This window comes from Roseateles sp. (assembly GCF_039929605.1).
In the GTDB taxonomy this organism is placed as follows: Bacteria; Pseudomonadota; Gammaproteobacteria; order Burkholderiales; family Burkholderiaceae_C; genus Pelomonas.
Map to the genome: position 1 here is coordinate 1 of NZ_JBDSQX010000067.1, position 20756 is coordinate 20756.

The 20756-nt window shown below is 68.9% G+C and carries 16 protein-coding genes; 1 reads left to right on the forward strand and 15 read right to left on the reverse strand.

Translation table 11 applies throughout. The features are described from left to right. Positions 1-316 precede the first annotated feature (316 nt). From ABIS05_RS09315 to ABIS05_RS09325, 3 genes are all read right to left on the reverse strand, one after another. Positions 317-2677: a penicillin acylase family protein gene (locus tag ABIS05_RS09315; RefSeq protein ID WP_348009308.1), complete on the reverse strand. Its 2361-nt coding sequence runs from the start codon at positions 2675-2677 to the stop codon at positions 317-319. Further along, on the reverse strand, positions 2677-3465 hold the full coding sequence (locus ABIS05_RS09320) for an SDR family oxidoreductase (protein ID WP_348009309.1): 789 nt from the start codon (positions 3463-3465) through the stop codon (positions 2677-2679). The genes ABIS05_RS09315 and ABIS05_RS09320 overlap by 1 nt, the downstream gene beginning before the upstream one ends. Before the next feature lie 130 nt (positions 3466-3595). Further along, positions 3596-4708: an ABC transporter substrate-binding protein gene (locus tag ABIS05_RS09325; RefSeq protein ID WP_348009310.1), complete on the reverse strand. Its 1113-nt coding sequence runs from the start codon at positions 4706-4708 to the stop codon at positions 3596-3598. Between the two features lie 185 nt (positions 4709-4893). Between ABIS05_RS09325 and ABIS05_RS09330 the strand changes: the two genes are divergently transcribed. Further along, on the forward strand, positions 4894-6510 hold the full coding sequence (locus tag ABIS05_RS09330; protein WP_348009311.1) for a HAMP domain-containing sensor histidine kinase: 1617 nt from the start codon (positions 4894-4896) through the stop codon (positions 6508-6510). Between the two features lie 87 nt (positions 6511-6597). Here the strand turns inward: ABIS05_RS09330 and gtfA are convergent, their stop codons facing one another. From gtfA to ABIS05_RS09390, 12 genes are all read right to left on the reverse strand, one after another. Further along, on the reverse strand, positions 6598-8094 hold the full coding sequence (gene gtfA, locus ABIS05_RS09335; protein ID WP_348009312.1) for a sucrose phosphorylase: 1497 nt from the start codon (positions 8092-8094) through the stop codon (positions 6598-6600). Then, positions 8091-9386 carry an MFS transporter gene (locus ABIS05_RS09340; RefSeq protein ID WP_348009313.1) on the reverse strand — a complete coding sequence of 432 codons (1296 nt, stop codon included), beginning with the start codon at positions 9384-9386 and terminating at the stop codon, positions 8091-8093. The genes gtfA and ABIS05_RS09340 overlap by 4 nt, the downstream gene beginning before the upstream one ends. Before the next feature lie 158 nt (positions 9387-9544). Then, the gene (locus ABIS05_RS09345) at positions 9545-10426 is read right to left on the reverse strand and encodes a PfkB family carbohydrate kinase (RefSeq protein ID WP_348009314.1); all 882 of its coding nucleotides are present in this window, start codon (positions 10424-10426) and stop codon (positions 9545-9547) included. After that, positions 10426-12753, reverse strand: coding sequence for a TonB-dependent receptor domain-containing protein (locus ABIS05_RS09350; protein WP_348009315.1), 2328 nt, complete (start codon positions 12751-12753; stop codon positions 10426-10428). Before ABIS05_RS09350 ends, ABIS05_RS09345 begins: the two co-directional genes overlap by 1 nt. A 251-nt stretch (positions 12754-13004) precedes the next feature. After that, a complete protein-coding gene (locus tag ABIS05_RS09355) occupies positions 13005-14060 on the reverse strand; it encodes a LacI family DNA-binding transcriptional regulator (RefSeq protein WP_348009316.1) in 1056 nt (351 codons plus the stop codon). Positions 14061-14187: 127 nt separating this feature from the next. Continuing rightward, positions 14188-15867, reverse strand: a complete 1680-nt coding sequence (locus ABIS05_RS09360) for an MFS transporter (RefSeq protein ID WP_348009317.1) — start codon at positions 15865-15867, stop codon at positions 14188-14190. 187 nt (positions 15868-16054) lie between these two features. Continuing rightward, on the reverse strand, positions 16055-16714 hold the full coding sequence (locus ABIS05_RS09365) for a DsbA family protein (protein WP_348009318.1): 660 nt from the start codon (positions 16712-16714) through the stop codon (positions 16055-16057). After that, positions 16711-16938 carry a DUF1289 domain-containing protein gene (locus tag ABIS05_RS09370; protein ID WP_348009319.1) on the reverse strand — a complete coding sequence of 76 codons (228 nt, stop codon included), beginning with the start codon at positions 16936-16938 and terminating at the stop codon, positions 16711-16713. Before ABIS05_RS09370 ends, ABIS05_RS09365 begins: the two co-directional genes overlap by 4 nt. Continuing rightward, complete coding sequence (locus ABIS05_RS09375) at positions 16935-17447, reverse strand: YbaK/EbsC family protein (RefSeq protein ID WP_348009320.1); 513 nt, start codon at positions 17445-17447, stop codon at positions 16935-16937. The genes ABIS05_RS09370 and ABIS05_RS09375 overlap by 4 nt, the downstream gene beginning before the upstream one ends. Positions 17448-17479: 32 nt before the next feature. Continuing rightward, positions 17480-17902, reverse strand: a complete 423-nt coding sequence (locus ABIS05_RS09380; protein WP_348009321.1) for a hypothetical protein — start codon at positions 17900-17902, stop codon at positions 17480-17482. A 33-nt stretch (positions 17903-17935) separates the two neighbouring features. Continuing rightward, positions 17936-19141 carry a cyanophycinase gene (locus ABIS05_RS09385; RefSeq protein WP_348009322.1) on the reverse strand — a complete coding sequence of 402 codons (1206 nt, stop codon included), beginning with the start codon at positions 19139-19141 and terminating at the stop codon, positions 17936-17938. Positions 19142-19286: 145 nt separating this feature from the next. Then, entirely contained in the window at positions 19287-20747 is a 1461-nt protein-coding gene (locus tag ABIS05_RS09390; protein ID WP_348009323.1) for a cyanophycinase, read from the reverse strand. Between the last annotated feature and the right edge of the window lie 9 nt (positions 20748-20756).

Consider the following 20756-nt stretch of genomic DNA (forward strand, 5'->3'; position numbering starts at 1 on the left):
GGCTGTCGGGCTTTGGGTCGGGTGCGCGCCGGGGTGAGTTGCGGGGCGAGGCAAGGCGCCGGCGAGGCGTGGGATCTACCCCCACAACGAGTCGGCAACGCCGAATCGCCTCGCAAATCTCCCCGGCCCTGCGGGTTGGGCCTGCAAGGGGGCTGATCCGTCGTTGCAAATGCTCGCTGGGCACCTGGCCCAGCTCCGCTTTGCGCCTAGGCTGAGCCCCCTTGCAGGCCCAACGCGCACCCGACCCAAAGCCCGACAGCCTCCTAAGGGCACCCCCGCGATCATCCTCAGCCCAGAGGGGCCTGTGTCGCCTGGATCAGGGGCGCAGCACCAGCCGATGCGCTGCCTCACCGGGCAGGAAGGGCAGCGCCTCGCCGGCCAGCCAGGTGGTGTGGTCGGCGCGGTAGAAGGGTGACATCGGATGGCCGCTCTGGCCACCCGGGATGACGAGCAGGCCCTTCTCCTCGTGGCCGGGCGAGACGACCATGCGCTCGCTCTGGCCGTGGCCGTGGTTGTGCACGCGCGGCATGTGGGCGTCGCCGGCCATGCCTTGCGAGGCCTGGTCCAGCCAGCGTGACAGCGCCGGCACGGCGGCGCTGAGCGGGTGGCGAATGCTGGTGGGGTTGTCGGCGCCCCAGGTCGCAGCGGCGAGGCTGCCATGCTTGGCGACGAGTTCCTTGCGGCTGTCCAGCACGGCGCGCTGCAGCAGCTCGGGCCAGCTTTTGTAGGCGCCCGGCAAGGTGTCGGGCCGCGCGGCCTGGATGAGCGCCCAGCCCGGCGTCTCCGGCACCAGCTTCAGGTCGCGCAGCTTCATGCCCTGGGCCTCCATCAGCCCGGCCAGCGGCGCGAAGACCTGCATCAGCGCCTGCTCGCGAAAGGTGCGCACGAGCAGATAGCCGACCGCATCGGGCCGCGCCGCATCGGCACTCTTGTCGACCTCGGCGCGGTAGTCGGCCAGGCCGTTGGCGGCGACGAAGTCGGGCGTCAGCACCTTGTCCAGCAGCAGCTGGCGCCAGTGTTGCAAGAACAGCGCGCGATGGTCGAGCTGGATGGCCTGCAGGCCGGCCTCGTCGAAGGTGGCTTTAGCGCGCAGGTCGTCGCGGATCTGCTGGCCGCGGGCGCCGAGGTCCCAGCCGCCGTTGCCGAGCATCTTCATCGCCTCGCCGCCGATCATGCGGGAGTTGGCCGTCCAGAGCCGCCCGTCGGCCGGGTCGACAAGTTTCGGCTGCTCGGCGGCCGTCAGGTAACCCTGCCAGCGCGAGCGGCCATCGCTCCAGTCCTGCGGGCGGTCGATGTCTTCACCGCCCACGCGCTTCGGGATCGCGCCGATGACGGTCCAGGCGATGCGGCCGGTCGCGTCAGCCACCAGCAGGTTTTGGTGCGGCATGCCCGTGCCGGCGGCAACGCGCAGCGCGTCGTCGACGCTGCCGGCCGCCTCCATCTGCATGAGGCGCAGGTTCATGCCCGCCACATCGTGCGCGACCCAGCGCAGCGCGTAGGCATGGCCCTTGGCAGCTGGCAGCGGCATCACCGGCCCCCACTCGCTCTCCAGCACTTCCTGGTCGACCGCCGGCTGGCCGGCGATCTCGATGCGCTCGGTACTGCGCTTCAACGGCTTCTCGACGCCGCCCGCCAGATAGTGCGTGCCGGCCGTGTTGAGCTTGAGCGTGACGACATCGGCCCAGTCCGACGTCGTGTTCGTGAAACCCCAGGCCACGCGGCCATTGCTGCCGACGATGAGCATGGGCGTGCCGGGCAGCGTGGCGCCGGCGATGTCGTGGGCGCCGGCGGCGTCCTTCCACTTCATGCGCGCCTTGAACCAGGTACCGGGCGAACGCAGCTCAAGGTGCATGTCGTCGGCAAGGATGGCGTGCCCGTCGGCACCGTGCGCAGCGGCCACGGCGAAGTTGTTGCTGCCGAGGTCGCGTGAGTCCTGCAGGCTGCAGTCGCTACAGGCCGTCTTCACGGTGCGCAGCGCCTCGGGTAGCGGGCCGGGCGGCAGCGGCGCGGCGGCCACGCGGCTGTCGTCTATGGCGGCCTGCCAGTCAGCGCTGTGCTGGGTCAGGAAGGCATACCAGTCGGCCGGAACGGCGTCATGCAGCAGGCCCATGGCGACGTCGTCGCGGCCCTGGGCGCCCTGCAGGTTCAGGTACATGCCGTAGGCGACGAGCAGCGTGTCGGCAGCCACCCAGGGCTTGGGCGCCTGGCGCAGCAGCAGGTACTCGGGCGGGCGGGCGCCGAGGGCGTCGAGACCGGCGTTGACGCCGCTCACATAGGCGTCCAGCAGCGCGCGTTCCTCGGCCGGCATCGCAGCAACGCCTACTTCAGCGCGGTGGCGGAAGCGGTGCAGGCGGCGGGCCTTGTCCAGCGGCACGGCCTTGGGCCCCACCAGTGCCGACAGCTCGCCGGCCGCGTTGCGCCGCATCAGGTCCATCTGGAAGAAGCGCTCCTGCGCATGCACGAAGCCGAGGGCCCGCGCCACGTCCGGGCGGTTCTCTGCGGTGATGGTGGCGTAGCCCCGCGCATCGCGCTGCGCCTCGGCTGGCGCGCTGAAGGCCGCTACCGTGCGGTCGCCGTCGAGCTGAGCGAGGCTGGCGCGCAGCGCCAGCCACAGCGCAAGGGCCAGCAAGCCCACGAGCAGCAGCAGGCCGAGGAGGACGCGCTTGAGCAACCGCATCAGAAGGCTCCTGGATAGCTCCCGCCGTCGAGCAGGATGTTCTGACCCGTCAGATAGCTCGCATGGACGCTGCACAGCATGGCGCAGAGGGCACCGAACTCGGCGGCAGTGCCGAAGCGCTGTGCAGGGATGGCCGCACGGCGTTTGGCGGCAAAGTCGTCGACGCTCGCGCCCGTCTTGGCCGCGCCTGCCGCCATCGTCTTCTTCAACCGGTCGGTGTCGAAGGCACCGGGCAGCAGGTTGTTGATCGTCACGTTGGCGCCAGCCAGGCGCGGCTGGCGGGCCAGGCCGGCAACGAAGCCGGTCAGGCCGGAGCGGGCGCCGTTGGAAAGACCCAGCACGTCGATGGGCGCCTTCACGGCGCCGGAGGTGATGTTGACGATGCGCCCGAAGCCGCGCGCTGCCATCGCGTCCACCGTGGCCTTGATGAGGTCGATGGGCGTGAGCATGTTGGCCTCCAGCGCGGCCAGCCATTGCTCGCGGCCCCAGTCGCGGAAGTCCCCAGGTGGCGGGCCGCCGGCGTTGTTGATGAGGATGTCGACCTGCGGGCAGGCGGCGAGTGCAGCGGTGCGACCCTCGGCCGTGGCGATGTCGCCGGCCACGGTGCGCACCTCGACGGCCGGGTTGAGCGCCCTCAGCGCCTCGGCCGCAGCGAGCAGATCCGCTTCGCCGCGCGCCGTGATGACGACGTTGACGCCCTCGCCCACCAGCGCCTCGGCGCAGCCGCGGCCGAGGCCCTTGCTCGCCGCGCAGACCAGCGCCCAGCGGCCGTTCAATCCCAGATCCATAACGACTCCTCGACTTGACTGCGGCGTGCGCAGCACGCCGCATCATCGCGCGACTGCCGCGGAACCGGCTTTGCCGGGCCGCTGGCAGTGCCCCCTCGAAGGGGGCGGCCGTCAGGCCGTAGGGGGTGAGCTATCTCCTGAACTTGCCGTCCTCGCCAACGATGGACACGTCGGTGTACTCCAGGCCGCTGTGCTCCTTCTCGGTGTAGTGCACCTGCAGGCCGCCGAGGTCGATGCGGGCGCCATCCAGTGCCTTGAGGAAGCCGTCGCGCGTGGTGTCCTTGCCGGCGCGCCTGAGCGCTTCCACAACGAGCTTGGCGGCGGCAAAGCCTTCGATGTGGGCCGGCGTCAGTTCGTTGCGGCCGGAGGACTTGGCCAGGCTCAGGGCCTCGCGCACCATCAGGTTGGCGGTCGAGCGCTCGTAGGGGAAGAGCTGGGTCACGACGACGCCGCGGCCATGTTCGCCGAGCGCCTTCACGAAGTCGGCCGAGGCGTTGTTGGACAGCGTCGCAACGTGAGCCGTCGAGCCGGCTGCGCGCAGCGCTTGCACGCCCTCGACGACGGCATAGGACGGACCGATCAACACGACCGCCTCGATGCCGGCCTTGGCGATGGCCTGCATGGTCGGCGCGAGGTCGGGCTTGTTGCGGTCGAAGCGCAGGTTGGACAGGGCGCGCAGCTTGAGGTCGTCAAGACCCTTAATCGCCCCCTTGCCGGCGTCGTTGCCGAAGGGGTCGTTCACCTGCACGATGGTGATGCGCTTGACGCCGATGCCGGCCAGGTGCTTGACGGCGCGCTCGGCTTCCTGCTGGTAGCTGGCGCGCAGGTGGAACACGTAGGGCTGCACCGGCTCATGCAAGCTGATCGCGCCGGTGGCGGGCGCGACGAGGGCCAGCTTGTTTTCCTTCAGCACCGGCAGCATGGCCTCGGTCGGCCCGGTGCCGCGGCTGAGCATCAGCGCGAGCACGCCCTGGCTGGCCAGGGACTTGGCCTGAGCCGCAGCCGTGGCGTTGTCGTACTTGTCGTCCAGCGTGACAAGCTCGATGTTCTGGCCCTTGATGCCGCCCTGGGCATTGACCGAATCGAAGTACAGGCGCGCGCCCTCGGCGCTCTCCTGCACGACGGCGGCGACCGGGCCGGAAAAGCCCGCCACCATGCCGATGCGCAGCGCGCTTTGCGCCAAGGCGCTTCCCATCCCGATGCAGGCCACGAGCCCCACCGTCAAGCCAACCCAACGCTTCACTTTTGTTCTCCTGAGCTGCGCCTTTGCGGTGCGCTGGCGGCGGATTGTGGGGCCAGCCCCCCCGTGCACAGCAGCCCCGTTCCCCCAGGAAAAACCCGGCCTTGCGCACGCCGCATGCGCATTCCGGCCGGTTTCCACCGACCTACACTGCGCCGGCCTGCCGTGCCCACCCGCGCGAGCCCAACATGCCGGACCGCCCCGCACCGCCCTCCATGCCCTCGCTCACGCCAACGCCTCACATGTTCGGCTGGCAGCGCAACTCGCTGACCTTCGCCGTCGTACTGGCGCTGCTGCTGGGCCTGTTGCTGCCCACCACCGCCGTGCTGCTCTACGACGTCCAGGCAGCCCGCGAGACGGCGATGGAGGACCTGAAGCGAGACCTGGCACGCACCAGCAAGGTCATGTCGTTGTCGCTGGCCGAGCCGGTCTGGCAGGTCTCGCCCGACCTCGCCGAGCCCATGGTCAAGGCGCAGGTGGATGACTCGCGCTTCGTCGCCGTCAAGGTGGTGGAGCCGGCGTCATCGGCGCCCTTCCTGTCCTTCGAGCGCCGCCAGGAGGCCGACGACGCCGCACTGACGCTGAGCCAGACGCGCGCCATCCTGCGCGATGGCCGCGAGATCGCCCGGCTCACCATCACCATGACGGCCGCTCCGCTGTTGCGGGCCAAGCGCGCCGAGGTCTGGCGCACTGTCTGGCGCAGCGGCCTCACGCTGACCCTGTCCCTGGTGCTGATGCTGTGGGTGCTGCAGCGCTACGTGTTGCGGCCGATGACCGAGCTGACCGGCGCGGCCGAGGCCCTGGCCGCCGGGCGGCTGGAGCAGCCGCTGCACGTCAGCGGCGCCGACGAGATTGCGCGGGTGGGCGTGGCGATGGACCGCATGCGCCAGGCGCTGCTGTCGGCCTTCGAGGCACTGCGCCAGCACAACCTCAATCTGGAAGAGACGGTGACCCAACGCACGGCTGAGCTGACGGCCAGCAACGCCGAGCTGTCCCAGGCACTGGAGACGCTGCAGACGGCGCAGCGCGAACTGGTGGAGTCCGAGAAGCTGGCGTCACTGGGCCGGCTGGTGGCGGGCGTGGCGCATGAGCTGAACACGCCGCTGGGCAATGCGCTGACCGTCGTGTCGGCGCTGGACGACCGCTACAAGCAACTGGAGAACATGCTCTCGGGCGGCGTGCAGTTGCGCCGCAGCACGCTGGAAGAACTCGCCCGCGACACGCGGCGCGGCCAGGACATCCTGCAGCGCAATGTGCAGAAAGCCGCCGACCTGGTGCGCGACTTCAAGCAGGTGGCCGTCGACCAGACCAACGACATGCGCCGCGACTTCGACCTGCGCAAGGTGGTGGAGGACGTGCTCGTGATGGTCGAGCCCAGCTTCAAGAAAACGCCCTTTGTCATCCAGACCGACCTCAGCCCGCGCCTGATGATGAACAGCTATCCGGGCGCGCTGGGCCAGGTGCTGACCAACCTGCTGATGAACGCGCTGGTGCACGGCTTCGATGGCCTCGCGCAGGGCCGCTTGACGGTGCACTGCGCGACGCTCAACGAGGCCGAGGCCGAACTGAGCATCAGCGACGACGGCCGGGGCATGGACGAGTCGGTGCGGCGGCGCATCTTCGACCCCTTTTTCACGACCAAGCTCGGCACCGGCGGCTCGGGCCTGGGCATGCACATCGTGCACAGCATCGTCACCAATGTGCTGGGCGGGCAGATCGAGGTGAAGTCCACGCCCGGCCAGGGCACACAGATGCTGATGCGGCTGCCGCTCTGCGCACCTCAGCGCGCTGGCGCTGACTCATGACTCCTCGACCAAGCTCGCATCGCTGAACGCGGGCGAGGGCGGACGCCGGCATGGAAGCGGCTTCGACAGCCGCCGCCAGGCCGACGCTCAACTGAAAACGAGGCTGTCCAGGCCGCCGTCGGCCGTACTGAAGCTCAGCTCATAGGCGAGGCTGGTGAAGTTGACGCGCAGGGCCGCCCATTCACCGGCGCGCTGCCAGCGCAGATGCAGCTCGTCGTCGCCGCTGGGCTCGACGCGGAAGTCGCCACCGAAGGCCGCGTGGCGGTTGCGCAGCTTGATCAACTCGATGAGGCGGCGCACGACCGGGCGCTCGCAGTCGCGGACGATCTCGTCCTCGCTGTAGTGATGGCGGTTGATGTCCCGGCCGACCTGGCTGCGGGCCAGCAGCGCCATGTCGTTGTGGCCGGCCAGCAGGCCGACGTAGTAGACCTGCGGCACGCCGGGCAGGAAGAACTGGATGGCGCGCGCCAGCAGGTAGGCCGTCTCGTCGCGGCCCATGGCGTCGAAGAACGTGCAGTTGATCTGGTAGAGGTCGAGGTTGCTGGCCGCAGCACCGGTGGCCTGGCGACTCTGGCCGCCGCTGGCCGCGTGGATGCGTTCCACCAGCGCGTCCAGCTCCTCGGGCGGCACCAGGCCGGGGTGGGCCGCGCGGTCGCTGGCGTCGGCGCCGATGTCGATGATGCCGATGCCGTCATGCGTGTCGAGCACGGTCAGCGCGTTGGTCGGGCGCACGGCGATCCAGCGCTTCAGCGCGGCTGCAGTGTGGAAGTTGAAGGCGTGTAGCACCAGCGGCGGCAGCGCGAAGTCGTAGACCCAGTCAACCTGCTTCGCGATCTCGATCTGGCGCTGGTAGTAGGCATGGATCTCCACCAGCACTTCGATGCCCAGCGCCCGTGCCTCGGCGGCGAACTCGGCGATGAAGTCGAAGGTCTCGGCCATCATGAAGCAGCTGGCGCCGGCCTTCTTGATGGCGTAGCCGACAGCATCCAGCCGCACCATGCGGATGCCGTTGCCGGCCAGCGTCTGCAGGATGCTGGCGAGGTAGGCGCGGCCCTGGGGGTGGCGCACGGCGATGTCGACCTGCGCGGCGGTGAAGGTCGTCCACAGGATGCGGCGCTCGCCGTTCTTCAGCGCGGCATAGGTCAGCGGCAGGCCGGGGCGTGGGCGGTAGACGGCCAGCAGGTCCCGCTCATTTGCGCCGTCAGGAAAGACGGCGTCCAGCGTCAGGAACAAGCCCGCATAGGCCGAGGCCTCGCCCTTCTCGGAGTAGTCGCGGAACTGCGGCGATTCAGCAGACATGTGGTTGACGATGACGTCGGCCATCACGTCCACGTCGTCGGTCAGCGCCTTGATGTCGGCCCAGCCGCCCAGGCGCGGGTCGACCTGCCTGTGGTCGATGGGGTCGAAGCCGGCGTCGGCGCCGTCGATGGCATCGAAGAAGGGCAGCAGGTGCACGCCGCCGAACACGCCCTGCAGCGGCGAGCCGGCCTCGCCAAGCAGGCGCTTCAGCCGCGCAAGATCGGCGCCGTCGCGCCGGCCGCCGAGGCGGTCGACGTAGGTGATGAGCTGGACTTGGTTTTTCATGATTGGGGTTTGACGCGCAGCACGCACAGGGCGGCCAGGGCCAGCAGCACGCCGGCGAGACGGATGACGTTTTCGGGGCGGCCACCGAGCAGGCTGTCGTAGAACAGCGGCAGGGTTACCGCCTGGATCAGCATGGGGATGACGATGAACATATTGAAGATGCCCATGTAGACGCCGGCGCGCTCGGGCGGGATGCTTCCGGCCAGCAGCACATAGGGGTTGCCCATGATGGAACCCCAGGCCAGGCCGATGCCGACCATGGGCAGGAACAGCCAGGCCTTGTCGTGAATGCCAGGCAGCACCCACATGCCGGCTGCCGCGCAGGCGAGCGCAAAGGCGTGAACCCATTTCGCACCTAACCGCTTGGTGAAGGGCACCATGGCAAAGGCGGCGACGAAGGCGACGGCGTTGTAGAAGCCGCCGACCTGACCGTTCAGCAGCGCCGCGTCGCGAAAGCCGGCGCTGTGCGGGTCGTCGGTGCCGAACATGGTCGCCGCCAGCGTGGGCACGATGTAGATCCAGTAGCACATCATTCCGTACCACTGGAACAGCGCCATCCACCACAGCCGGCGCATCGTGGCGGGCATGTCGCGCAGCGCGGCCCAGATCTCCGCCAGCGTCGCGCCCAGGCCATGCGGCAGCGCGCGCAGCCGGGCGATCTCCTCGGCGGGCAAAGGCAGCTCAGGCACCTTGCGCACCGACCACCAGACCGTTGTGAACGACAGCAGCGCGCCGATGACGAAGGCCAGCGTCGTGACCACCGGGATGCCATTGGCGCCCAGCGCGTCCTTGTTCATGCCGAGGAAGACGAGCAGGCTGGGCGTCAGGTAGGCCAGCGTCTGCGCCAGGCCCGTGAACGAGGCCTGCATGAGGAAGCCGCTGGCGTGCTGCTCCTCGGGCAGCCGATCCGACACGTAGGCGCGGTAGGGCTCCATGGTCACGTTGTTGGCCGCGTCCAGGATCCACAGCAGGCCGGCCGCGAACCACAGCGCGGGGCTGAAGGGCATGGCCAGCAGGCCCAGTGAACACAGCAGCGCGCCAATCAGAAAGTAAGGCGTGCGCCGACCCAGCCGGTGGGTCGTGCGGTCGCTCATGGCGCCGATGAGGGGCTGCACCAGCAGGCCGGTGATGGGGCCGGCCAGCCAGAGGTAGGGCAGGCTCTTGCCGTCGGCGCCGAGCATCTGGTAGATCGGGCTCATGTTGGCCTGCTGCAGGCCGAAGCTGAACTGGATGCCGAGGAAGCCGACATTCATGTTCACGATCTGGGAGAAGGACAGATGGGGCTTGTTCATGTCAGCTTTCCAATGCGCGTTTGCGGCACCGGCGACCCATGAAAACCGAGGCAGCGTCCGACAAGAGAACACAGCCACGGAGGCACAGAGACACAGAGGGACCTTCATCCCGCTGCCTCTGTGCCTCTGTGCCTCTGTAGCTTTGTTTGGTCTTCATTTCACTCACCGGCCGGCAACGCGTGCAGCGCGTCGCGCCAGGCGGCCAACAAGGTCGGATCAGCAGGCAGCGGGCCGCGCACGCCGCAGATCATCGCGGCGTAGCGGTTGGCCAGGGCCAAGGTGGTAGCCAGGTCGCGGCCCAGTGACAGGCCGGCCAGCAGCATGGCCGTGAAGCCGTCGCCCGCGCCGACGCTGTCGACGAAGTGGGGCTGGGCCACGCCCTCCCCCATCGCCAACATCTGGCCCTGCTCGCCATGCAGCGCGTAGCCGGCGGCGCCGCGCGTCACCACCAGGCGCTGCAGCGCGAAGCGCGCCATCAGCGCTGGCAGCGTGGGCTCGAACCAGGCGAGCAGGCGGGCCAGTTCGTCCTCGTTCAGCTTGACCCAGTCGGCCAGCATCAGCACTTCAGCGGCCAGCGCCGGCGTGTCGGTGCCGGGGCGCAGGTTGAGGTCCAGCAGCCGCGAGGCCGACGCACGCTTGACGGTGGCGCGGATGGCCGCGCGTGACACCGCGTGGCGCTGGGCCAGGCTGCCGAAGTAGACGATGCCGGCGTCGCAGGGCGCGGGCGCTTCGAGATGGTCCCAGGCCGCATCGGCATGGATCTCGAAGCGGTGGCCGCCGCTGCCATCCTCGTGCACGCTGACGCGGCCCGTGGCGTGGGTCACATCGCGCTGCACGGCGTCGACCGCGAGGCCGAAGCGCTGGGCACTGTCCAGCACGAGCCGGCCGGCCGCGTCGCCCGCGCCGATGCGACTGATGAAGCGCACCGGCGCACCTAACGCCGCCAGCGAGCGCGCCACATTGAAGGGCGCGCCGCCGGCGACCGCGCCTTCGTGGAACTCGTCCACCAGCGCCTCGCCCATCACGAGGATGGGCACCATCAGAAGCTGTACCGCAGCGAGGCCTTGACCGTGCGGCCCGTGTAAGCCCGCGCGGCGCCGCGACCGTCGTTGCTCTCGGTATAGGCCAGCTCGTTGAGCAGGTTGTTGGCCGCCAGCGAGAGGGTCACGCGGTCGTTCAGCGCATAACTGGCAAATGCGTTGACGACGGTGTAGGCCGGCAGCGTGATGGTCAGCGGCCCGGTCGGGCCATCGTCCTGGCTCTTGGTCGTGCCGACGATGCCGACGCCGACCGTCAGTGCGTCGCCGATATTGGCCGTGGGCGTGAGCTGGTAGACGACCTTGGCCTGGCGCTTGGGCGCGCGGCCGTCGGCTTGGCTTGCCTTGGTGTAGGTCAGGCCGCCGATGACGTTGAAGACGCCCAACCGCGCCGAACCCTCCAGCTCCAGGCCATTGCTGCGGTAGCTGTTCTCGCGGGCAACGATGGGGACGGTCGTCACGTCGACGTTGACCTCATCGGTCTTGGCGTGGAAGAGCGTGGCGAACAGGCTCATGCCACCGCCGCGGATCTTGATGCCCACTTCGGCCTGCTTGACCTTGTTGGTCGGGATGGTCGGGCTCTTGCCGTTGACCAGGTCGGGGTTGTTGAAGAAGGTGATGCGGTCAGCGTTGTAGGCGGCGCCATCGGAGTAGCGGGCGAAGACGGACAGATCCTTGCTCAGCGCGTAGTTGCCGCCCAGCGAATAGGACGTGCGGCCGAACTCGTAATCGATGGCGTTGGGTTGGGTCAGGTCATAGGCCAGGCCGGCGTTGGACTGGTAGTAGGCCCCGCTGGCCTTCTGGTTGTCGCGGCGCAGGCCGATGTCGGCCGACAGCGCGCCGGACTCCAGGTTGAGCACGACGTAGGGCGCGTTGGTCGTGTACTTGCTGTCCTGCGTGTTGCTGCAGCAGCCGCCAAAGCCGGGCGCGCCGTTGACGACGCCGGGCACGTTCAGCACGCGGGCGCCGTCCTGCTGGGCCGACAACGAGTACTGGTTGAAGTTCCACGTCAGGTCGAGCTGCTGCACCGAGGTGTAGAGGCCGGCCACGGCGCTGAGCTTGCCGCCGCCGCCCAGGTCGAACTCGCGTGAGAACTTCAGGTCGTTGGCCATCAGGCCGGCTTTGTCGACCTGGGTGTTGAAGATGACGGCGGTGAACTTGTTGCCGGTGTAGGCCGCGCCGGCGTCAGGGCCAGTGGCGAGCGTCGTACCGGCGGGCGCGGCGCTCACATCGTCGCCGGGGAAGATGCCGATGAAGCGGCCCGAGTTCTTGCTCCACGAGAACTTGTTCTGCAGGCGAAAGCCGCCGCCCGCGTCCAGGTCCACCTCCGCGCCGAAGGCATCGCTCTTGGCGCTGAGGCCGTCGCGGATATTGCTGGTGGCGCGGCCGTTGTTGGCGGTCAGCGTGTTGTCCAGCGGCCAGGCGGCGTCGTAGAAGGCGGCGCGGCGCGGGTCCAGGCCGGGGATCTCCTGGATGTTGCCGTTGACGTACTTCACCGGCGTGGGCATGAAGCTGGGGCTGTGGTCATCCAGGTGCTTGAGGCTGAAGCGCACGAAGCTCTTGCCCTCCAGCTCGAAGGTGACGTTGGCGCGCACCTGGCCGCCGTTCTCGGTGCCGTCCGCGCCCTTGCGGCCACCGTCGCCCGCGCGGTAGAAGCCGCCGATGAAGAAGCGCGTCTTGGGCGCCAGCCGGCCGCCGTAGCCGAAGTCGAGGCGGGTGTGGTCGTAGTCCAGGCCCTTGGTCAGTTGCAGGCTGCCGCCGGGCTCCAGGCCGGTCTTGCTGATGAAGTTGAGGATGCCGCCCGGCGCGCCGGTGGCCAGCAGCGCTGCCGAGCCGCCGCGCACGACCTCCAGACGCTCGAAGCCGGCGTCGGCGCGCATCCAGGTGTCGGGCGTGGCAAAGGCGATGTCGCCGAACTGCAGCACCGGCAGGCCGTCTTCCTGGAACTGGATGTAGCGCGCGCCGCCGGCCGAGACCGGAATGCCACGCACGGCGACGTTGGCATTGGACTCGCCACCGCTTGCCTCGGCGCGGATGCCGGGCACGCCGCGCAACAGGTCGGCCGAACTGGCAGCGGTAACGGCGGCAACACCTTCGCTCTCGATGGTCGAGATGGCGACGCTGGAACGCATCTTGGACTTGGCCGACGAGGTGCCGGTGACGACGACGGCATCGAGCTTGAGGCCGTCAGCTGGCTCGGGGGCGGCAGCTTGCTGGGCTTGCTGAGCTTGGGCAGTGGCACTCAACAGCGCAAGCAGCACGGCGGCGGCCAGAGGTTGCAGTGACGCGGAAGGAATGAACCGGGCGCGGGTCGGACGGGGGCTGGGCATGGTGTCTCCGGGATGTGGGGATTCGGGCGCCCTCTGCGGGGCGGGCCGGATCGGCGCGTCGTGCGGCGCGCCGTCCGTGCCGTCATTCTGCGTCGCCATCAATTGCTTTGCAATCGATTGCAGTTTAGTAGAAACACGTATTCAAGAGACATGACCAATGCATGTATGAACAGACTGCAAACGATATTCATCGCCCAACGAAGCGGCGGGAGCCAGCCCGCCGCGCCGCTGCGGCGCTCAGCAAGCGGCTGTCAGGACGTGCCGGGCGCGCTCTCGCGCAGCTTCAGATAGACCGGCAGCGTGCGCGGTCCCGCGCGTTCTCCGCGCAGTTGGCCAAGCAGCGCCTCGACGAGTTCGACGCCGGCCTCGGCCACCGGCTGGTGCACCGTCGTCAGCGGCGGGTCGCAGTAGGCGGCCAGGGGCATGTCGTCGTACCCAACCAGCGCCACATCGCCCGGCACGCTGCGGCCGGCGGCGCGCAGGGCCTGCATGGTCAGCAGAGCCAGCACGTCGCTGCAGCAGACGACGGCATCGAAGTCGCGCCGCGTGGCGCAGAAGGCCTGCACGATGCCGGTCGCAACCCCGGGCTCGAAGGGCGCGGCCAGCTCCAGCGTGGGGTCCACGGCCAGGCCGGCCTCGCGCAGGGCCTGGGCGTAGCCCTGGCGGCGCAGCCACACCTCCGGCAAGTTGGCGTCACCGACGAAGGCGATGCGACGCCGGCCGAGCTTGAGCAGATGGCGCGTGGCCAGCGCGCCGCCGAGCGCGTTGTCGCCGCCGACGCTGCAGTAGAGCTGCTGCGGCATCTCGCCGCCCCACACGACCAGCGGCAGCTTGCGCGCAGCCATGTCGTTGAGCTGGTCGTGGTGGCGCCACTGACCGATGACGACGACGCCGATGGCCTTGCCGGAATCGAACCAGTGCGAGGCCAGGTCCAGGTGCTCGGCGTCGACGCGCGACAGCAGCATGTCGTAGCCGCGGTCGGTCAGCGCGTCGGCGATGGAGCCGACGATGGACAGGAAGAAGGGGTCGGAGATGTGCTGGCGCGACTTGGCGTCGTAGGGCACCACCACGGCGATGGTCTTGTTCTCCTGCAGGCGCAGGTTGCGCGCGCCGAAGTTGATCGAGTAGTTCAGCGAGCGTGCCAGCTCGGCCACACGCTGACGGGTCTCGGCGTTGACGAGCTCGCTGCCGTTCAGCGCCCGCGACACGGTGGAGACCGACACGCCGGCCAGCCGCGCGATGTCGGCCATCTGCAGGCGGCGCTGCTCGCCGCTACTGGGCTCGGACGGGTCTTTGGATTTGGCCATGGGCGCGCATCGTCGCAGGGTGAGTCGTGCTCGACAAGCGGAGCGGCGCCACGAGAAAGGGCCGGCATGAGCCGGCCCTTGAGGTCAGTGCAACGTCGGGCAGTGCGCAGGCACTGCCCTCGGTTCATCAGTCCTTGGCGTAGATATCCACGTCCTTCGTCTCGCGGACGAACAGCACGCCGATGACGAAGGTCATCACGGCGATGACGATGGGGTACCACAGGCCGTGATAGATGTTGCCGTTCTGCGCCACCATCGCGAAGGTGATGGAAGGCAGCATGCCGCCGAACCAGCCGTTGCCGATGTGATACGGCAGGCTCATCGAGGTGTAGCGGATGCGGGTCGGGAACATCTCGACCAGCATGGCCGCGATCGGGCCGTAGACCATCGTCACATACAGCACCAGGATGAACAGAATGCCGATGACCAGAGGCACGTTCGCCTTGCTCATGTCGGCCTTGGCGGGGTAGCCGGCGGCCTTCATCGCTTCGGCCAGGTCCTTCTTGAAGGCGCCGACGGCCTTGGTGCTGGCTTCATCGAACTTGTGCTCGGTCAGCTTGACGGCCGTGGGCACGGCGATCTCCTTGTCACCGATGCGAACGACGGTGGCTGCACCGGCGGCGGCTTCGACGGTCTCGGAGCTGGCCGACGACTGGGCCAGAGCGCGCTTGGCGATGTCGCAGGCGCTCGTGAAGTCCACCTCACGCGCCGTCGGGCTGCCCTGGAAGGAGCAGCTGGCCATGTTGGTGGTCAGCGTGACCTTGGAGGTCTCCTGGGCATGGGCCAGGTCGGGGTTGGCCGCACCGGTCAGCGCCTTGAACAGCGGGAAGTACGTCAGCGCAGCCAGCAGCAGGCCGGCCATGATGATGGGCTTGCGGCCGATCTTGTCCGACAGCGTGCCGAAGATGACGAAGAAGGGCGTGCCCAGGATCAGCGAGATGGCGATCCAGATGTTGGCGGAGGCAGGGTCGACCTTGAGCACCGAGGTCAGGAAGAACAGCGCATAGAACTGCCCCGTGTACCAGACCACACCCTGACCGGCCACGAGGCCGAACAGCGCCAGGATGACGATCTTCAGGTTCTTCCACTGGCCGAAGGACTCGGTCAGCGGCGCCTTGGAGGTCTTGCCCTCGGCCTTCATCTTCTGGAAGGCGGGCGACTCGTTCATGCTCAAACGAATCCACACCGAAACGCCCAGCAGCAGGATGGAGACGATGAAAGGCACACGCCAGCCCCAGTCGGCGAAGTCCTTCTCGCCCAGCGCCGTGCGGGTGCCCAGGATGACCATCAGCGACAGGAACAGGCCCAGCGTCGCGGTCGTCTGGATCCAAGACGTGTAGGCGCCGCGCTTGCCATGCGGTGCGTGCTCGGCCACGTAGGTGGCAGCACCACCGTACTCACCGCCAAGCGCCAGACCTTGCAGCAGGCGCAGAGCGATCAGGATGACCGGAGCGGCAGCGCCGATGGTCGCGTAGGAGGGCAGCACGCCCACGATGAACGTCGACAGGCCCATGATCAGGATGGTGACCAGGAAGGTGTACTTGCGGCCGATCATGTCGCCCAAGCGGCCGAACACCAGCGCACCGAAGGGGCGCACGATGAAGCCGGCGGCAAAGGCCATCAGCGATGCGATGAAGGCAGCCTGCGGGTCAAGACCTGCGAAGAACTGCTTGGCGATGATGGCCGCGAGCGAGCCATAGAGGTAGAAGTCGTACCACTCGAACACCGTGCCCAGCGAGGAGGCGAAGATGACCTTCTTCTCCTCTTTGGTCATCGGCGTGGCGGCCGTTGAAGTCGCAGTTGCCATTGATAAGTCTCCGTCAGTTGTCGGGCCGCCCCACAGGCTTCCCTTGGCGTGGACTATTCAGCGCGCCTCTGACCGTGTTCTGACGCGAGTCTGAATCGAAGCTGACAAACTCCGCAGCAACCCTTGGTTAGCGTTTCTCAATGCGGGAAAATAACGCTGTCGCGGGTAAGTCCCGAGACTGTCTGTGTCAGTGGCGGCGCGCGATGCCGGGCCGCAGCTGGGCCGCCGAGTCCCACACGCCGCTGCGAAACCAGGGGTCGCCTTCGAGCGCCGCGCGCACCATCGGCAGCGCGTCCTGACCCCAGAACAGGCGGCCCTCGAACTCGACCGTGGGCACGCCGAACACGCCAAGCGCCAGCGCGGCCTCGGTCTCGCTGCGCAGACGCTGCTTGACGGCGTCGCCGGACGGTTCCTGCGCGGGCGCGAGGCGTTCGGCCAGCGCGGCCAGGCGGGCGGCATCGTTGGCATCGGCCCCGCCGCCGCGCCAGACGTGATGGAAGAGCTGCTCGACAACCCAACGGCTGGGCGTGTCGCCTGGCTGGCCCTCGGGCGCGGCGCTGGCCCAGGCCAGGCGCAGCAGCGGCAGCGGGTTGAAGGGATGCTGGGCCGGCGGGTCCAGCACGATGCCTTGGCGGTGCGCCAGCCAGGCCACCTGGCGGAAGGTCCAGCGCCGCTTGGCCGCGATCTCGGCCGGGCCTTTCTGGCCCAGTGCCTGCAGCAGCGCTGCGAACAGGATCGGCTTGTAGATGACCTCCACGCTGTGCCCCGCCAGCGCTTCGGGCAGGGCTTCAAACCCCAGTGCCGCATAGGGCGAGATGGGGTCGAAATAGAAGGTCAGCTGCTTCATCGGTCCTGTTCCTCGGTCTGCGGCCACGGGCCGAGCCACAGGCCATGGCGGTGCATCTCGACGCGGCGCTCGGGCAGTTGGTCAAGGATGTGGCGCTGCACGGCTTCGGGCGCGCCGCCCCAGCCGGCGATCTCGTCGAGTCGGCGCGCGCAGCCGCAGCACCACCCGGTGGCAGCGTCCATCTCGCAGACGTCGACGCAGGGCGAGGCGACCGCAGGTTTCATGCTTGAACCACGTCGATGACCGGCGCGCCCGTCAGCTTCTCCAACTCGGCCGGTGTCAGCTTGAACACGCCGTTCGGGTGCCCGGCCGCCGCCCAGATGATGTCGAAGCGGAACAGCTCGCGGTCGATGAACAGCCGGGGCGGCGCGGCGCCGTCGGCAGGGGCGAAACCGGCGGGCGACACGCCGCCGATGGAAAAACCGGTGCGTGCCTTGACGAAATCGGCATCCGCGCGGCCCAGCGTGCCGGTGTGGGGCTTGAGCCTGGCCTCGTCGACGCGCTTGTCGCCCGAGGTGATGACGAGCACCGCCTCGTCTGCAGCCCCGTCGGCCTTGACGCGGAAGACAACGGATTTGGCGATCTGGCCCAGCGTCACGCCGAGGGCGTCGGCCGCTTCCTGGGCGGTGCGGGCGGCGACGTCCAGCCACAGCGGGCGGTGCGGATGCGCGTTCGCGGCCAGGGCGGCGGCCACGCGCTGGAAGCCTTCGGGTCGGGTGTCGAGTTCAGCCATGGCGCGATTGTGTCGCGCCACTGGCCGACCGATCAGTCGCGGCCCTTGCCGTGCCCCTTGCCATGATCCTTGCCATGCCCCTTGCCGTGGCCCTCGCCCTTCCCCGGCTCCTCGCCATGGCCCCGGTCGCCCTCGTCACGGCGGTTGTAGCGCTCCTCATACCAGTCCTCGCGGACGAAGTAGACCGGCACACCGCAGGCGTTGTAGCGCGCGCAATGCTTGGCCCAGTTCTTCTGGTGCCCCGGCGGAATGCGCATGTAGACGGGCTCGACATGGACCGGCCGGCGCTGCACCCACACCGGCTCGCGCAGCATGACGGGCGGCGGCGCGGCGTTGCCGATGTCGATGCGCCCGTAGAAGCCGGGCTGGCCGATCTGCACGGACACGCCGACGTCGGTGGCGTGTGCGGCCGCGGCCAGCAACGTGGCCGTCAGGGCAATGGCAATCTTCTTCATGGTGAGTCTCCTCGACGCGATGCGTCGACCGGGTCATTCGACCACGTGCAGCGGCTCGGGCACCAGCGGCGTGTACAGCGGCATGGCCACACGCACGGGGATCACGTCGAGCCGGGCGTCGAGCAAGGTGCAGCCATCGCTGCCTGGCGCCGGGTCGCGCCAGCCAACGAGGCCCGGCCCGCGGTGCAGGCGGAACTCGAAGCCAAGGTCGGGCTGGGCCTCTTGCGGCTGGGGGCTGGCCCGGTAGGCCAGGCCGAACACCTCGGGCTCGGGGCCGTCGAGCAACTGCGTCAGCGCAGCGAGGACACAGCCCTCGCCGAGGATGTCCAGGAAGTAGCGGCCCGTGGCGTCTGCCGGCTTGAAGCCAGGCGCGCCCGGCTCGATGCGCCGCCCGCGCAATTTGCGCGCTGCCGGCGTCGTCACACCGCTGGCGAGATCATGGCGGTCCCCCGCGTCGAGATAGGACAGCCGCGCGCCGCGCAGGTTGAAGGCGGGCAGCATGGCGTCGTGCGTGGCCTCGGACAGGTCGACGAGCAAGGCCCCGCTGCCGCCGATGACCTCCAGCTCGCTGCCCTTGATGACGACGGCGGCGTTCTCGTCCACCCCCAGGCCCAGCCGGCAACTCAGGGTCTGCAGCGCCGGCAGCATGCGGCCGATGCGGCCACGCTTGAGAAAGTGCTGGTCGATAAGCAGCCCGTCGCGCACGAAACCCAGGCCGCGGTCGTACTCGCGGCCCGCGCGCAAAAGCCCCTTCAGCACGGCAAAGTTGTCCATGGCATCGCGGAACATCACACGGCTCATGGCAGCCGCGCCGGCGCTGGTGCCGGCGATGACGCCGCCAGCCTCGAAGACGGCGCGGATGGCGTTCAACATGGCCGTGGGCCGGCCATCGGGCAGCAGCGTGTCGACGATGTACTCCTGCGCCCCGCCCGAGAAGAACACCGCGCGGCTGGCGGCCACGCGGGCGATCAGCGCCGGGTCGTGCAGCCGCGCCTGCAGGTCGACGCCGGGCAGATGAGGCGCAATGGGAATGACCTCGGCAACCGCGCCGCAGCGGGTCAAGGCCGAGACGATCTGGGCGGCGATGCGCTCGGGCTCGTAGGCGGCCGTCGGAAAGACGGCGATGCGCGCGCCGGGGCCGCCGGCCTCATCGACGATGCGCTGCCAGACGGCATCGCTGTCGGCTTTCAGTGCACCGCCGATGACGACGACGGTGCCGGCTTGGGAAGGGGTCTGCAAGATGGGCACGGCCCCGGGGCGACGAGCGCCGGCCGGGCTGGTTTCACAAGCCCGTGATGATCGCAGCCCCACGCCGACTCCGGCAACGGGGCGTGCCCTAGCAGAGGTAAGGCTTGTGACCAGCCTGCTGCTTGTGCGGCTTCGGCTACTGGCCCGAGGGCGCGGAGGCGGGCGGCGCCGGTGCAGCCGGCCCGGCAGCCGGACTGGGCGCGCCGTTCCAGCCGCCGTACAGCGGCATGGGCAGGCGCACGGGGCTGATGTCGAGGTAGAGATTGGTCACGGTGAACTGCTCGCCGCCGAACTCCTCGGTGCTCCAGCCCAATGAGTCCGAGCCCTTGTAGAGGCGGAACAGGAAGCCCAGTTCGGCCAGCGGGTCGTTGGCGCGCGGCAGCACGTCGAAGGCCAGGCCCTTGACCTCCCTGCGCACGCTGTCGATGAGGCGGCTCATCGCGCCGGAGATCGTCGAGTCGCCCAGCATGTCGAGGTGGAAGACGTCGTCGGTGTAGTAGGGCTTGAAGTTCGGCGACTCCGGGTCGTGTGTTTCGCCGCGCAGCTTGGGCGCCGACGGCGTCGTCGAGCGGGCACGCATGTGATAGCGGTCGCCGTGCTCCAGATACGACAGCCGTGCGCCCTGCACGTTGAAGGCGCCGAGCGTGGAGTCGCTCTTGGCCTCGGTCAGGTCGACGATCAGGGCGCCGCGGTCACCGATGACCTCGATCTCATCGCCGCGGATGATGGCCGCCGTGTTCTCGTCCACGCCCAGGCCGATCTTGTAGCCCTTGGCCATCATCAGCGGGATCATTCGGCCGAAGCGCCCCCGCTTGAGGAAGTGCTGGTCGACGAACAGATGCGGCCCGACGAAGCCCAGGCCGCGGTCGACCTGCTTGCCATCGGCGAAGCGGCCCTTGAGGATGTTGATGACGCTGGGCGCATCGCGGAACATGATGGTGCTCATGATCGCCGCGCCCGCCGACGTGCCGGCCACGACGCCGCCCTTACGGTAGACGTCCCAGATGGCCTCCAGCATGGGTGTGCTCTGGCCGCCCGGCTGCAGCACGTCGACGATGCGCTCCTGCGTGCCACCCGTGAAGAAGATGCCCTTGGCGGCCTTGACCTTGGCGATGAGGGCCGGGTCTCGCACGACCTTGTTCAGGTCCACCCACAGGAACTTGGGCGCCACCGGCAGTGCCTCGGCCACGGCGCCGCGTCGCTGCAGCAGGTCGACGACCTGCTTGGCGCTGGCTTCGGGATCCTCGCTCGCGGTGCCGAAAACGACGAAGCGAGACCCCTTGCCGCCGGCAAGCTGCACGATGCGCTGCCAGACCTCCTCGTTGTCGGCCTTGAGCGCGCCGCCGATGGGCACGGCGTAGCCGCGGATATTGGGTTCGGCCTCGACGACGGGAATCAAAACGGGCGCGGGCGCCGCAGACAAGCCTGCGGCAGGTGCCGGCTTGGGCGCATTCGTGTGCGGCGCTGCTGCCGGGCGCAACAGCCTCAAGCCCTGCACCGAACTTGCTGCCGGCGCAGGAGGCGAAGCCGGCTGCGCCGCCTGCACGCCCGCCGTCAATGCCGCTACGGCCAAACCGGCCCAGATCCATGCCCTCATGCCCGAGAT